The organism is Pseudomonas sp. CF161, from assembly GCF_000416215.1.
Taxonomy (GTDB): domain Bacteria; phylum Pseudomonadota; class Gammaproteobacteria; order Pseudomonadales; family Pseudomonadaceae; genus Aquipseudomonas.
On sequence record NZ_ATLP01000082.1, the window covers coordinates 1 to 14,341 of the forward strand.

Genomic DNA, 14,341 nt, shown 5'->3' on the forward strand with positions numbered 1-14,341 from the left:
GCGTCGAGCCCGCCATGCAGGCCCCAGGTGGGCGGTGTGCCGCACCAGCGTTGTTGCGCTGCAAGGTGCTCCTGCACCGTGGCGGGTGCGCCTTCACCGATCCAGCGCAGCCCGCTGCCACCGGCCAGCAGCGGGTCCGCGTCGTGCTGAAACAGCGGTTGCACCCTGGCCTGCTCGGCGCTGTGGCGCAGCAGTAAGTGCCCGTCCAGCACGCAGGCGCTGACTTGCCCGGGCGGCGGGATCGGCAGCACATAAGGTGCCGGATACAGGCCGCGCAACTTCACGCCGCTTGCGCTCAACAGCCGCGCCAAATGCTCCAGCGCGGCCTTGGGCAGCCAGCTCAGGTACACCTGCCCGCCGCTGCCACGGGGGCCATGGGCGATATACATCAATGCGCTGTCGCCGAGAATCAGCGCCTGGGCCGCGCAGCCCACTGCCGTGGTGACCTTGGCCGCTGACAACGGGGGGACTTCGATGCTGGTCAATACAGTGTCGGTCGGGTGCAAAAAACACTCGACAACGGCCGGCCTGGCGCCTTGCCCCAATTGCATCAGGTGGCTGCGGCCGAGCTCGCGGACCTGACCGTCCGTGGCCAGGCGGGCAAACTCCAACTCGCAGTGCAGGGTCAGGCTGGCCAGCGGCGGCAAGGCGATTCGCAAGCGGCTCATACCCCCTCCCGCGACCAGATGACCCGTGGCATGCGGTCCTGCGGACGGTGCAACAAGGCTTGCAGGCTGACCCGACGCCGGTCGAGGTGCGACTCGCCCTGAAACAGAAACCACTCGCTGCCAATGCCGACAGTCAAGCCGTCCACCGCCAGCCCCGGCAGGCGCGCGCGGTTGACGAAGTCACCGCGATTGATAAACCACTGGCCATGATCACGCTCGGCCACCAGCGCCCTGGCCCGGGGCAAGGTCAGCCCGGGCACCACGGCGGCCAGTACCTCGGCGCTGGCCGTGTTGCTGTTGACCCAGGTATTGCCCGGCAGAATGCTCACGTACTGCCGCAGGCGAATCAGCGCCGGCTCATCGAGGCCTTCGATCCCGCGCAGATCGTCCAGGCTGCGCAGCATGGGCTGGGTGGCGGGCAGCGGCTTGAGGCTGGCATTGGGCGAGGTCGCGCGGCCGCTGTCGAAACCACCGGCCGTGCGGGCTTGCCCGGCGGCCTGGTTCAAGACTTGCGGGTAGGAGGCAATCACCCGCTGGCTGATGCGTTGGCTGAGCATGGCGTTGATTCCGATCATCGCGCAGAGGCGTTCGAAACTGCGCAGTTGGCCGATATCGACCCGCTCGTTGGCCATCAGGTTGCGCAGGTTGAACTTGCCTTGCTGGTCGTCCAGGCGCGCCTGCAAGCCACGGTTCGAGGGCGCCGCGGCGAGGCTGCCGATGGGCCGTGCCCAGGCCTGATCGAGCCGGGTCAGGGCGCCATCCTGCAAGGCATCCCACAGCAGTTGCCGGCTGGTTTCCAGGTGCCCGAGGAGCGCGACACTGCCCTGGACCCTTGATTGTTCGGCCTCCAGGGCGCGGGTGAAAATGCCCTGGCGCGTCAGCATGCCACCGGCGATCACCGCCACCACGGCGGCGATCAGCAAGGCGCTGATAATGGCCATGCCACGCTGGGCACTGCTGGTCGAGGAGGGTCTGGGCATGGCGGCTCTTAGAGCTGCCAGGAGCCGATATCCGCATTCACCCCATCGCCGTCGGGTTGACCGTCGGCACCCAGGGAAAAGATGTCGACCTCACCGTTGGCACCCGGGTTGAGGTAGTTGTAGGGATGGCCCCAGGGATCGTTGGGCAAGCGTTCCAGGTAAGAGCGCCAGTTGCTGTTCTTGGCGTCGGCCGGACGTTCCACCAGCACCTTCAGGCCCTGGGTCATGTTCGGGTAGCTGCCGTGGTCGAGGCGGTAGAGTTTGAGTGCCTGCATCAGGCCGGCGATATCCTGTCTGGCCGCCGTGGCCCGTGCCTGGTCTGGCCGGTCAAGGACCTTGGGCACCACCATGGCCGCCAGGATCCCGAGAATGACCACCACCACCATGATCTCGATCAGGGTGAAACCACGTTGGCCATGGACGGATCTGGGGTGTGATTTGACGCGCGCGATATCCATATCGACCTTCCTTGGCTGGATGACAATTCGGCGCGCAGTGTAGCAAAAACACATCGCTGAAATAGGGAAAATACACAGAAGTTTCGCTCGCCATTCCGCCCGGCCCGGGTGCTATTCTGCGCGCCTGATTTTTGCTCAAGAGTCGTCGATGCAACAGCCATGCAAGGAGCAAGGTTTTACCCTGATCGAGGTGCTGGTAGCCCTGGCGATCATCGCCGTGAGCATGGCGGCCGCCGTGCGTGTGGCGGGGGTCATGACCCAGAGCAACAGCCTGCTCAGGGACCGTTCGATCGCCCTGTTGGCAGCCCAGGGCAGACTGGCCGAATTGCGCCTGGAGGGCCGTTTGAGCGAGGGCCAAAAAACCGTCGAATGCGACCAGGGCCGACTGCAATTACGCTGCGACCAGCGCATCGCTGCCGGCGCTGAAAGCCGCCTGTTGCAAGTGCGCATTCTGGTCTCCGATCGCAGCCGCGAAGCCCCTGCCCTGGCCCGTCTGGAAACAGTGCTGAGTCGGCCGCTGGTCAAGCCGCAATGAGTGAGTCAGGGGCGTATCAGGCTTGGCATGGCCGGCAGCTGCGGCAGTGGGCTGACCTTGAGTCGCGCCCGCTGCGCGCCTCGCTCGATCAGCACGCCATCGGCTTCCACGGCGACCAGGCGCACCCCACGACTCAGCTGGTCACCGGCGATATAACTGCGCGGCGGTCCCTGGTTGAGGCTGAGAATCGCCACCGCGCCGCTGCCCCCGGCCATGACCCCGGACACCTGGATCTCGACCTCGGCCGGCCGGTTGGCAAACCACTGCCGCGCCGGGTTCTCCGAGTGCGCGGCCAGGAGCTGGGGCGCCACGGGCGGCACCTGGGATTGGGCCGGACTCACCAGCAGCAACACACAACAGGCGGCACCCGCCAGGGCCACAAGCAAGGCTCCCCCTTGCAGCAGTTGCGGGGCTGATACACGAGCGGCGAATGCCATGGCGGGACCTCCTGTTTGTCCGGTCACGGAGTCTACAGGACAACGCCGGGATTTTTGATTGCCGGCAGCGCATTGCCCCGGCAAACGGGTTCACAACGAAGGAACGTTGTTGCATGAACAAGCACAGGCAGTGGGGCTTCACCCTGATCGAACTGATGGTGGTGCTGGTGATCGTCGGCATCGCCAGTGCGGCCATCAGCCTCAGTATCAAGCCGGACCCGGCGGCGCTGTTGCGCAAGGATGCCCAGCGCCTGGCCCAACTGCTGCAGGTGGCCCAGGCCGAAGCCCGAGCTGATGGCCGACCGATCACCTGGCAGGCGGATGCCAAGGGCTTTCGCTTCAGCCGGCGCAATGAAGCGAATTCCGGATTCGAGCACTTTCAGGCCGATCCGCAGCTGCGCCCACGGACTTGGGAATCGCCTTCGGTACAGGTGCGCGTGGAGCCTCGGCAACGCGTCGTGCTGGACGCCGAATGGATCAGCCCGCCCCTGCAAGTACTGCTCTCCGACGGTCAAAACAGCCTCGGCGTGCAACGCACCGCCGCCGGCCAACTGCGCGTGGTGAATCAGCCATGAACACTCGGCAACGGGGGTTCACCCTGATCGAGGTAATGGTGGCGATCATGCTCATGGCCATCGTCAGCCTGATTGCCTGGCGCGGCCTGGACAGCGTGACCCGCGCCGACAGCCATTTGCAGGCCAGCACCGAACAGACCGAAGCCATCCTGCGCGTACTGAAGCAGTTGGAACGCGACGTGGCCCTGCGCGCGAGCACCGAATTGCGCGAGCCAAATCTTGTCGACGATGAAGTTGAATCCCCGGCGCCCATACCGGCGCTCAGTGTGCGCAGTGCCGACAACGGCAACGTGCGCCTGGATGTGATCCGCAGCGCGGCAACTCCCGGCGAAGGCTTGCTGCGAGTGCGCTGGTGGCTCAAGGGCGACACCCTGTATCGCGCCGCCGGCACGCCCCGGGATCGCTATCCGCTGCCTGCGCCCAAACAACCCGTCGCGGTACTGGACCACGTCAGCGATCTGCAGATCCGGGTCTGGGAAACGGACCGTGGCTGGACCGCCCTCAGTGGCAACCGCAAGGACGATCCGCCCGGCCTGGAGATTCGCCTGACCCGTCAGACGCTTCAGGGCGAGGAGCGCTATCGCCAGGTATTGGGCCCCCTGGACTAGGGAGACGGGCACTTTCTCTGCTCGAAGTCCGGTGCTAGAGTTCGCGCCATGGAACGAACCGCCACCGACCGCTCGCTGATTGCCTGGATGCTGTATGCCTGCGTCCTGTTCAATCTATTGGCCTGCGGTATTGCTCACGGACAGATGAGCGGCCTCACGCTCAACGGCCTCGGCGGGCAGTTCTGTTCGGTGTCTGCCTCGGGTTCCGGCATCAGCGACCTCGCAGATGATCCGGCGACACAGGCCCAGAGCGACTGGGCCAGCACCTTCAACTGCCCGATGTGCAGTTCCATTACCCTCGGTATCGTATTTTTTGTCTGCCTGGCCTGGCTGATGCGCTCGCGCAAAGTCCAGCGCCGTCCCGTTGAAACCCGCAGTAAAGCCCCGCCCCGCTATTCCTGGCCCTCGGCCAACCCGCGCGCCTCCCCCCTGCACTGATCGATCAGGGTCATCGCGGCCTGACTTCGCCTGCGTCCGTGCGTTTTGCCGGGTGCTCGGTGGCGTCACGCCGATAGCGCCACCTGCCGGCCTTCGGGCCCGCCTCGGTGTGCGCGTTGCTGACCCTTTCAAACCCTGATCACACCCTCGCCTGCGGCGCCGAGTGCGCCGCAGTTGGAACGTCTCAAGCAACAAACCACCGGCCGGTGCGGCTGCATGGGCATCGGCCCGGGTGCATGACAAGGAACGCAAGGCATGACAAACAAGGCAATTTGCTACGGCTTATCCCTGACGCTATGGGGCGCCAGTGTTGCGGCGAAGGCACAAGACCAGAGCCTGGAACTGCCGGTAACGCCGGTCATCGGTTCCTCGGTGATCGACCAGAACAGCGTCGATTCATTTGCCAGCCTGACCACCGTGGTCGGCCAGCAACAGATCCGCGACCTCAACGCCCTGGACCTGGCATCAGCCCTGCGGCGCACACCCGGGGTCACGGTTTCACGCTTCAACCCGGTGGGCTCGTTTGGCGGTGCCGAAGGCGGCGCGGTGTATATCCGCGGCATGGGCGCCAGCCGGCCGGGCAGCGAGATCAAGACTTACATCGACGGCGTGCCCTTCTACATGGGCGTATGGGGCCACCCGCTGCTGGACCTGCTGCCGATCAATGCGATGCAGAGCATCAACGTCTACAAGGGCCCGCAGCCGCAGAAGTTCGGCAACACCTTTGCCGCCATCGACCTGACCCCGCGCAGCGCCGACGCCTTGGACAACCAGCATGGCGAGCTGCAACTCAGTGGCGGCAGTTCACGCACCGCCACCGAGCAGGCGTCGCTGATCGGCCGCAGTGGTGACTGGGATTATCTACTGGCCCAGGGCGCGGCCCATTCCGATGGGGATCGGGCGGATGGCGATGGCCGCCTGAACAATGGCCTGGCGCGGCTCGGTTACCGCTTGAACGACAACTGGAGCGCGGGCCTGTTGCTGCTGCACGCCAACAATCAGGCCTCGGACCCGGGACAGAAAGGCCGGCCCGAAACCAAGACCGGCCAGTTCAATACCCGTGGCACCCTGGCGTCGGTGTCCCTCGACCATGGCTACGAGTGGGGCGACGGCAGCGTCAAGCTCTACCACAACCAGGGACGGGGCAGCGCACTGGAGCAGCAAGGCCTCGACGGCGACACCATCAGCGATTTCACCCTGCAAGGGCTGCGCTGGGAAGAAAGCCTGCGCCCCTGGCGCAACGGCGAAGTGACGCTGGGCCTGGACCTTGATGAGAGCAAGGGCAGCGTCGCCTACAAGCGTGTAGCACCCGCGCCCCGAGCCGACTTCGATGCACCGACCCTGCGCGTGATCTCGCCGCACCTGGCCCTGAGCCAGGCTTTAGAACTGAATCAGGACTGGACCCTGACGCCCTCGGCCGGGGTGCGCACCTATGACCACAACGTGTTCGAAAGCGCGACTGCGCCCCATGCCGGGTTGCTGCTGTCCAGCAGCCAGCTGGAATTTCGCCTGAACCGGTCGCGGGGTATCAACTACCCGGGCCTGGGGGCGCCGGTGATGGCGAACCTGATTCCTGCCCTGGGCGACACCTGGCGCGAACTGAAGCCGGAGCAACTGGACCACCGGGAGTTCGGGGTCAAGTTCAACCCCTTCGACAACACGACCCTGGATCTGGCGCTGTTCAAGGACAAGCTCCAGGACCGTTACCTGTTCGCCTTCCCACCGGCGGTTTCGCGGCCTTCATTCATCAACCTCGGGGACTACCAGATCAAAGGCGCCGAAGCCACCTGGCAACAGCGCTGGAGCGATAGCTGGAGCAGCTTTGTCGGCTACACCTGGCTCCAGCCATCATTGAAGACCCTGCCCTACGCCCCCCGGCAATCGCTGTCGCTGGGGACCACATACGAAACCGGCCCCTGGCGCTTCAGCACCGATGCCCAGTACCAGCGCGGCATGTATGTATTGGCCGAGGAACGCACAGCCGGGGCGAGCAACTTTTCCCAGGTTTCAAGCTTCACCGTGGTCAACCTGCGGGTCGGGCATGCACTGCCGGCCCTGGGCAAGGTCGGCGAAGTGTTCGTCGCCGTCGAAAACCTGTTCGACCGTGACTACGCCTACCGCACCGGTTACCCGATGCCCGGCACGTCAGCGCAACTGGGACTGAAACTGGGCTTTTGAACCACCGTTATCCCCTTCGCTGCCGGCCTGTCGCCGGTGGCCTTGACTCGAGGAAATACCCCATGAAATTTGCCCCCTTGTTACTGCTGCTGGGCAGCCTCTCCACTGCGGTCCTGGCCGACAGTGCCGCCGACCAGCAAAGCATCGAGCACCTGATGCGCCACACCTGGGAGCGCCCCGATGCGGCGCTGGATGTCGGGCCGGTGACGGTCGAAGGCGAGCACGCCGTCGCCGGCTGGACCCAGGGCCAGCGCGGCGGCCGGGCACTGCTCAGCAAAAACGCCAGCGGTTGGCGGGTGGTGCTCTGCGCCGGAGACTCGTTGCTCGACCCTGCCACCCTGCGCAGCGCCGGTTTGACGCCGGAAGCCGCAGGCCAGCTGAGCCAGGCGGTGATCCAGGCCGAAAGCGCCCTGCCCCCGGCCCGGGTCAAGCAACTGGCGCTGTTCAAAGGCGTGATGCAGGTCGAGCAGGATCCGGCTCATCAAGGCCATTGATGGGGCGCTTGGTTCATAAACCGAGCCGGTGCTGATCCACCGCCTGGCCAGCGGCCGGTCGACGCTGCGTCAGGCCTGCACCGTTGGGAGGATCCTCAGATCCTCCTTGCGCCCGAAGCGGGCGGTAAATTAGCATTGGGAATACTTCTCACTCTCAAAAATAGCCCTTCATGAGCGATTCCCTGCCCGCAGGCCTCCAGACCCACAGGCGCACTGTCGAGGCGCTTTACAGTGGCCATCACCACTGGTTGTACGCGCGCCTGCACAGGAAGCTGGGCAATGCCATGGATGCGGCCGACCTGGTGCATGACACCTTCACCCGGATCCTCGCCTCGCGGGTGGAGATCGTCGAGGAGCCGCGCGCCTACCTGAGCTGTGTCGCGCGCGGGATCCTGGTCAACTGGTATCAGCGCAAGGCACTGGAGCGAGCCTACCTGAGCGCCCTGGCGCAGTTGCCGGAGCCCGAGGTGCCGTCCCCGGAGCAGCGCTTGCTGGTGCTGGAAACCCTGCATGAAATCGACGCCCTGCTCGACTCCCTGCCACGCCTGGTCAAGCGTGCGTTTCTGCTGTCGCAGATCGGCGGCTTGAAATACGACGACATCGCCAGCCAGCTCGGGGTGTCGCTGATTACCGTCAAACGCTATATGAAACAGGCCTTTTTGCAGTGCCTGAGCCTGGTGGACTGATGCCCATGGCCAGCAAGGCGTCGATCATCGACCCGCAAGTGCTTGAAGAAGCCGCCGAATGGCTGATGCGTCTGCACGAAGGCGAGGTCTCGGCCCAGGACCACGCCGCCTGGGAACGCTGGCGCACCAGCAGCGCCGAATGCCAGCGGGCCTGGGAGCGGGCCGAACAGTTGCTGGGCAAGTTCGGTGGGCTGCCGCCAACGGTGGCGATGTCTTGCCTCGACCGTCCGCAGAACCCGGGCCGCAGGGCGGCGCTGGGCAAACTGGCGGCGTTGCTGGCCCTGGTGCCGGCGGGCTGGAGCGCCTGGCAGCTCGCCGAATGGCAACAATGGACCGCCGATTACCGCTCGCAGGTCGGCCAGCAACGGCACCTGACCCTGGTGGACGGCACCCGGTTGACCCTCAATACCGACTCGGCGGTGGATGTGCGCTTCGACGCCCAGCAGCGCCTGGTGCTGTTGCGCCGTGGCGAGATCTTCGTCGACACCGCGGTCGACAATCGCCCCAATCCGCGGCCTTTCCTGGTGGCGACTGCACAAGGCCGCATGCAGGCCCTGGGCACGCGTTTCAGCGTGCGTGAAGAGCTTTCGCGAACCCTGCTGGCGGTGGTCGAAGGTGCAGTCCGCGTGGCCTTGGCCGGCGCCGGAGCCATGCCTCCCGTAATCGTCCAGGCCGGCCAGCGCAGCGCCTTCTCCGCCCTTGCCTTCGAAGGCCTGCAAGCAATCGACAGCGCGGCCCTGGCCTGGACCCAGGGCATGCTCCTGGCCGACAAGATGCGCCTGGCGGACTTTCTCGGCGAACTGGGGCGGTATCGCCGGGGCCTGGTGCGCTGCGACCCGGCCATTGCCGACCTGCCCATCTCCGGCTCCTACCCGCTGAGCGATACCGGCCGGACCTTGAACATGCTGGTGCAGACCTATCCGGTGGTGGCCAAGACCCATCTCAATGGTTATTGGGTGCTGTTGTCGCCGCGCTGAATCGCCTTCGAAAAAATAATCGATCCGGGCTGATACTTTTTTCGATCTCGGCTGGCTAGAGGAGAACGCACTCCTCAACTCGTCAATAAAGGATCCTCCCGCCATGTCCGTTGCCCGTCCTCCCCTGCTGGATCGCAGGTTGCACCTGGCCATCCGCAGCACCTTGCTGGGCCTGGCCCTGGCATCGGCCAGCCCGAACCTGTGGGCCGCCGCGCCGGAGCAACTGAACAGCGTCGCCAGCCGCCCCTACGAGATCGCCAGCGGCCCTCTGGGCTCTACCCTGTCACGCGTTGCCGTCGAAGCCGGCCTGGCGCTGTCGTTCGACCCGGCATTGACCGAGGGCCTGAACAGCCCCCGGGTCAGCGGCAATTATTCGGCCCGTGAGGTCCTGCAGCAGCTATTGGCCGGCAGCGGCCTGGACCTGGTGGCCCGCAGCGATGGCAGCTACAGCCTGGCGCCCCGCCCGCGTGACGGCGCCGACCTGACCCTGGAGCAGACCACCATCAACGCCAGCGCCAACCTGGCCGACGCCTTGCCGGAGGTTTACGCCGGCGGCCAGGTGGCACGCGGCGGACGCCTCGGCCTGCTGGGCAACAAAGACCTGATGGACGTGCCATTCAACGTCGCCAACTACACCTCGACCATGATCAAGGACCAGCAGGCGGTGACCGTGGCCGACGTGCTTGAGCGCGACTCTTCGGTGCGGGCCACCGGCCAGACCGGCGGCGTGGTCGACTCGTTCTTCATTCGCGGGTTTCCGATCGGTGAAGGCAACCTCGGCGAGCTGGCGTTCGACGGGGTGTATGGCGTGGCGCCCAATTACCGGGTGTTTACCGAGTACGCCGAACGGGTCGAGGTGATCAAGGGCCCCGGCGCCCTGCTCTACGGCATGTCGCCCAACAGCGGCGTCGGTGGCGTGATCAATATCGTGCCCAAGCGCTCCCTGGACCAGGACCTGACCCGCTTCACTGCCAGCTACGCCACCGACAGCCAGCTTGGCGGGCATATCGACCTCAGCCGTCGGTTCGGCGACGAGCGCCAGTTCGGGGTGCGCATCAACGGCAGCACCCAGCAGGGCGATACCTCCATCGACAAGCAATCGCGGGAAGTCGATATCGGCGCGATCTCCCTGGACTACCAGGGCGAGCGCCTGCGCACCAGCCTCGATCTGATCAGCCAGCAGGAAGAATTTGACGCGCCCTCACGGCCATTCCTGATTGCCCAGGGGGTAGACATCCCGTCCGCGGCCAACGGCAGCACCAATGTCACCCAGGACTGGGGCTGGGCCAAGACCCGGGACAAGGCCGCGCTGCTCAGCGGCGAATATGACCTGAATGACGCCCTGACCCTGTTCGCCCATGCCGGTGGCGGCAAGTCCGATGTGGCGCGGATGTCCGACCAGACGCCGACCATCACCAACGCTGCCGGCGACACCTCGTCGGTGCCGGGCTACTACAAGTTCGAGGTCGAGCGCTACACCGTGGATGCCGGCGCCCGCGCGCGGTTCGACACCGGGCCGGTGGCCCACAGCACCTCGCTGCAGGTCAGCCGCTACCGCGATGAGCTGTCACGGGGAATTATTTCGGCGCCGGCCGTGTTGTCCAACATCTACCACCCGGTCGATCGTCCGAAACCGGCGATCCCCACCCCGGATGCGCTGAAAGTGTCCGAAACCGAACTCTCGGGCGTGGCCCTGGCCGACACCCTGTCGGTACTCGACGAGCGCCTGCAGGTGACCCTCGGCCTGCGCAAGCAGAACATCCGCTCCGACAACTACAGCCCGGCCGGCGCCGTGACCTCGGCTTACGATGAAAGCGCCACCACCCCGCTGTTCGGCGTGGTGATCAAGCCCTGGGAGCATGTGTCGCTGTACTACAACTACATCGAAGGCCTGAGCAAGGGCGATGTGGCCCCGGCCACGGCGTCCAACTCCGGGGAAATCTTCGCCCCCTACATTTCGCGCCAGCAGGAAGTGGGGCTCAAGGTCGACTACGGCACCTTCACTTCGACCCTGAGCCTGTTCCAGATCAAGAAGCCCAGCGGCGAGCTGGCCGCCGGGGTGTACTCGGTACAAGGCGAACAGCGCAACCGCGGGCTCGAGCTGAACATGTTCGGCGAAGTGGCCGAGGGCACGCGCCTGCTCGGTGGCGTGACCCTGCTGGATGCCGAGCTGACCAAGACCGGCACTCCCGCCAACCGTGGCAACAAACCGGTGGGCGTGCCCGAGGTCCAGGCCAACCTGTGGGCCGAATGGGACCTGCCCTGGGTGGAAGGCCTGACCCTGACCAGTGGCGCGATCTACACCGGCAGCCAGTACGTCAATCAGTCCAACGCCCAGCAACTCGACCCCTGGACCCGAATCGATGCCGGGGCTCGCTACAGCACCCAGATCGACGGCCGCCCGACCACCTTGCGCGCCACGGTGCAGAACCTGTTCGACCGTGAGTACTGGTCCGGCGTCGCCTCCTATGGCGCCTTCTCCCAGGGCGCGCCGCGCACCCTGCTGCTGTCGGCTTCGATCGACTTCTAAAGCTGCGGCGCTCTGGGACACAAGGTGTGCCAGGGGTGTTTGTGGTGCTGGACGGTGCCAGCGCCGCTTACGGCAGCGGCTACAGCTGTAGCCGCTGGCCCTCGGGGACCTGGTGATGGCCGCAACCTTTGTAGCTGCTGCCGAGCCCGCGAGGCTGCGCTGGCCCTCACAACCACCGTGACGGCCCAGAACTATTGCAACTACAGATCGAACCGGTCGATGGCCCGGCGCCGCTCGTTATCGTCGCGCACGTCGTAATTGGCCGTGGTCTGGATATTGCTGTGGTGCGCCAGCTTCTGGGCAATCGACAGGTCATGTTCTTCGATCACCCGGGTGATGAACGAGCGGCGAAAGTCATGGGGCATGATCCGCACCCCGACCTCGGCCCCACGTTGCCGGGCGATGTAGTAGATCGCGTGTTTGGTCAAACGCTCGCGGCAGATATGACTGCCCCGACGGATGCGGTTGAACAGGAACAGATCATCCTCCTGCCCCGGCGGTAGCTGCGAACGGCGGAAATCGAGCCAGGCCTGGAGCTTGGCGAACGCCCATTGCGGCGCATATTTGATCAACTGTTTATTGCCCTTGGCGATCACCTGCAGGCTGCGTTCGTCGAAATCGACCTGGGCCAGATCCAGGTTCACCGACTCCGACTTGCGCATGCCCGAGCCATACAGCACCGCGATGATCGCTGCATCGCGCAGGCCCTGGGGCCGCGGATCCGCCGCGCACGCCGCCATCAAGTCCTGAATCAATGTGCGCTTGAGGTTGCGCCCCTGGGACAGCCGCGTCCCGGCCATGGGTTTGACCGAGCGCATGCGCAGCAGATGCTCCTGGCTGATCAGGTTCAGGCGCCAGGCCTCGTTCATCACCCCGCGCAACGCATTGACGTACAACGACGAGGTGTTGGGCGCGTAACCGTCGCTGCGCAGCGCCGCCACCAACTCGATCACATCGGCGGGCTGCAACCGGTGCCAGGCAAGGTCCTCGATATTGCTCTGGTCGTGGCCCAGGCGGTCGGCGGCATCCTGCAACACATAGCGCATGGTCAACTGGCTCGATGGCGCCAGTCGGGCGAGGTACAGGGTCAAGGGGTTGGCGGCGTGCAAGGGGGGCTCTTTTGTCCGGGTCATGGCGGTGGGGCGAACGTGAAGCACGTTCAACTTTCAGGCGGTTCACGTTGAGCGGGTTTAATTCGGCTTGCAAGGTTTCAAGCGCGAATCTATCGCCGCAAGGGGTGTTCAGGCATTTGCCAAAAGGGCTTGGCGCGGGCCTTGGCATCGATTTGAAGTCGACGCGGGAAAAGTCTGAACACTAGCTGTCTAGGTCAAAGATAAACGCCGCGTTGGCTTTTTTTTCATATTCGTTTCACATTTTTCCGCTTAACCTGAATCCACTCTCAAGCCTGAAGCGTAATGCAAGTCATTCCTCTAATTGAAAAGATAACACCTTGATCTACATTTACTTTTGGCCGCTATGGTCTTTACTGCAACAGAGCATAAATCCCCACGTCGCGCTGACTTATGGATGAGACTGAATGACTGCACATGCACCCCCTCGCCACACACCGATTACGGCGCGCAGCGCGTCCTCGACTTTGTTTGACTCCTGACACTTTTCCACCCCGAGGTCTGCATGAATCAGGTTTTCCTACCTTTCTCTCGCCCGAGTATTGGCGATGAAGAGATCGCCGCTGTAGAGCAGGTTCTGCGCTCTGGCTGGATCACCACCGGCCCGCAAAACCAGGAGCTCGAGCAACAATTTGCCCAACGGGTCGGCTGCCAGCATGCCGTCGCCCTGTCCTCCGCCACCGGCGCCATGCATATCACCCTGCTGGCCCTGGGCATCGGCCCCGGCGACGAAGTCATCACCCCCTCCCAGACCTGGGTCTCGACCGCCAATATGATCTGCCTGCTGGGGGCGACCCCGGTGTTTGTCGACATCGACCGCGACACCCTGATGACCGATGCCCAACGCATCGAGGCCGCTATCACCCCGCGCACCAAGGCCATCATCCCGGTGCATTACGCCGGTGCCGCCTTTGACCTGGACCCGCTCTACGCCTTGGCCGACAAGCACGGGATCCCGGTGATCGAAGACGCCGCCCACGCCGCGGGCACTCAGTACCGTGGCCGGGCCATCGGCGCCCAGGGCACGGCGATTTTCTCCTTCCACGCGATCAAGAACATGACCTGCGCCGAAGGCGCGATGTTCACCACCGATAACCAGGCGCTGGCTGATCGGGTGCGCATGCTCAAGTTCCACGGCCTCGGTGTGGATGCCTACGATCGCCTGACCCACGGCCGCAAGCCCCAGGCCCAGGTGATCGAGCCCGGCTTCAAGTACAACCTGGCGGATATCAATGCTTCGATCGCCCTGGTCCAGCTCAAGCGCCTGGAGCAGATCAACGCCCAGCGCGAGACTCTGGCCCAGGCGTATCTGGAACGCCTGGCCGGCCTGCCGGTGCAACCGCTGCACCTGCCCGCCTACCCGCAGCAGCACGCCTGGCACCTGTTTATCCTGCGCATCGATGCCGAGCGCTGCGGGATCGACCGCGACGCGTTCATGAAAGGCCTGCAGGAGCAGAACATCGGCAGCGGCATCCACTTTATCGCCACCCACCTGCACACCTACTACCGCCAGCGCTTCCCCGACGTGCAACTGCCCAATACCGAATGGAATTCGGCACGCCTGTGTTCGATCCCATTGTTCCCCGACATGACCCTCGACGATGTCGATCGGGTCGTCGGTGCCATTGCCACCCTCCTGGACTGAAG

Annotated in this window: 15 protein-coding genes; 10 read left to right on the forward strand and 5 right to left on the reverse strand. The window is 64.8% G+C overall.

Annotation, left to right across the window (positions count from 1 at the left end):
- The 3 genes from gspL to gspG all read right to left on the reverse strand — a co-directional run.
- The coding region (gspL, locus tag CF161_RS15180) for a type II secretion system protein GspL (RefSeq protein WP_020297478.1) at positions 1-668 on the reverse strand (668 nt) is incomplete at its 3' end.
- Positions 665-1,648, reverse strand: a complete 984-nt coding sequence (gene gspK, locus CF161_RS15185) for a type II secretion system minor pseudopilin GspK (RefSeq protein WP_043229527.1) — start codon at positions 1,646-1,648, stop codon at positions 665-667. The genes gspK and gspL, both read right to left, overlap by 4 nt.
- 8 nt (positions 1,649-1,656) lie before the next feature.
- Positions 1,657-2,106, reverse strand: coding sequence for a type II secretion system major pseudopilin GspG (gspG, locus tag CF161_RS15190; protein ID WP_020297480.1), 450 nt, complete (start codon positions 2,104-2,106; stop codon positions 1,657-1,659).
- A gap of 148 nt (positions 2,107-2,254) precedes the next feature.
- Between gspG and gspI the strand changes: the two genes are divergently transcribed.
- Complete coding sequence (gspI, locus tag CF161_RS15195; protein WP_020297481.1) at positions 2,255-2,641, forward strand: type II secretion system minor pseudopilin GspI; 387 nt, start codon at positions 2,255-2,257, stop codon at positions 2,639-2,641.
- Between the two features lie 5 nt (positions 2,642-2,646).
- Here the strand turns inward: gspI and CF161_RS15200 are convergent, their stop codons facing one another.
- Positions 2,647-3,078, reverse strand: a complete 432-nt coding sequence (locus CF161_RS15200) for a type II secretion system protein N (protein WP_020297482.1) — start codon at positions 3,076-3,078, stop codon at positions 2,647-2,649.
- Positions 3,079-3,191: 113 nt separating this feature from the next.
- Between CF161_RS15200 and gspH the strand changes: the two genes are divergently transcribed.
- The 8 genes from gspH to CF161_RS15240 all read left to right on the forward strand — a co-directional run bounded on the left by gspH (position 3,192) and on the right by CF161_RS15240 (position 11,564).
- Complete coding sequence (gene gspH / locus CF161_RS15205) at positions 3,192-3,653, forward strand: type II secretion system minor pseudopilin GspH (RefSeq protein ID WP_020297483.1); 462 nt, start codon at positions 3,192-3,194, stop codon at positions 3,651-3,653.
- Positions 3,650-4,261: a prepilin-type N-terminal cleavage/methylation domain-containing protein gene (locus CF161_RS15210; protein WP_020297484.1), complete on the forward strand. Its 612-nt coding sequence runs from the start codon at positions 3,650-3,652 to the stop codon at positions 4,259-4,261. Before gspH ends, CF161_RS15210 begins: the two co-directional genes overlap by 4 nt.
- A gap of 48 nt (positions 4,262-4,309) precedes the next feature.
- Positions 4,310-4,699, forward strand: coding sequence for a DUF2946 domain-containing protein (locus tag CF161_RS15215; protein WP_020297485.1), 390 nt, complete (start codon positions 4,310-4,312; stop codon positions 4,697-4,699).
- A 255-nt stretch (positions 4,700-4,954) separates the two neighbouring features.
- Positions 4,955-6,877 (forward strand): TonB-dependent receptor, encoded by a 1,923-nt coding sequence (locus CF161_RS15220; RefSeq protein WP_020297486.1) that lies wholly within the window; start codon positions 4,955-4,957, stop codon positions 6,875-6,877.
- A gap of 62 nt (positions 6,878-6,939) precedes the next feature.
- A complete protein-coding gene (locus tag CF161_RS15225) occupies positions 6,940-7,371 on the forward strand; it encodes a copper uptake system-associated protein (RefSeq protein WP_020297487.1) in 432 nt (143 codons plus the stop codon).
- 170 nt (positions 7,372-7,541) lie between these two features.
- On the forward strand, positions 7,542-8,057 hold the full coding sequence (locus CF161_RS15230; RefSeq protein WP_020297488.1) for a sigma-70 family RNA polymerase sigma factor: 516 nt from the start codon (positions 7,542-7,544) through the stop codon (positions 8,055-8,057).
- A 5-nt stretch (positions 8,058-8,062) separates the two neighbouring features.
- Positions 8,063-9,034, forward strand: a complete 972-nt coding sequence (locus CF161_RS15235; RefSeq protein ID WP_020297489.1) for a FecR domain-containing protein — start codon at positions 8,063-8,065, stop codon at positions 9,032-9,034.
- 103 nt (positions 9,035-9,137) lie between these two features.
- Positions 9,138-11,564 (forward strand): TonB-dependent receptor, encoded by a 2,427-nt coding sequence (locus CF161_RS15240; protein WP_020297490.1) that lies wholly within the window; start codon positions 9,138-9,140, stop codon positions 11,562-11,564.
- Between the two features lie 200 nt (positions 11,565-11,764).
- On the opposite strand, the gene xerC is transcribed toward CF161_RS15240, so the two are convergent.
- On the reverse strand, positions 11,765-12,697 hold the full coding sequence (gene xerC / locus CF161_RS15245; protein ID WP_052027214.1) for a tyrosine-type recombinase/integrase: 933 nt from the start codon (positions 12,695-12,697) through the stop codon (positions 11,765-11,767).
- Positions 12,698-13,199: 502 nt separating this feature from the next.
- Between xerC and arnB the strand changes: the two genes are divergently transcribed.
- Positions 13,200-14,339, forward strand: coding sequence for a UDP-4-amino-4-deoxy-L-arabinose aminotransferase (gene arnB, locus CF161_RS15250; RefSeq protein WP_020297492.1), 1,140 nt, complete (start codon positions 13,200-13,202; stop codon positions 14,337-14,339).
- The last annotated feature ends 2 nt before the right edge of the window (positions 14,340-14,341 follow it).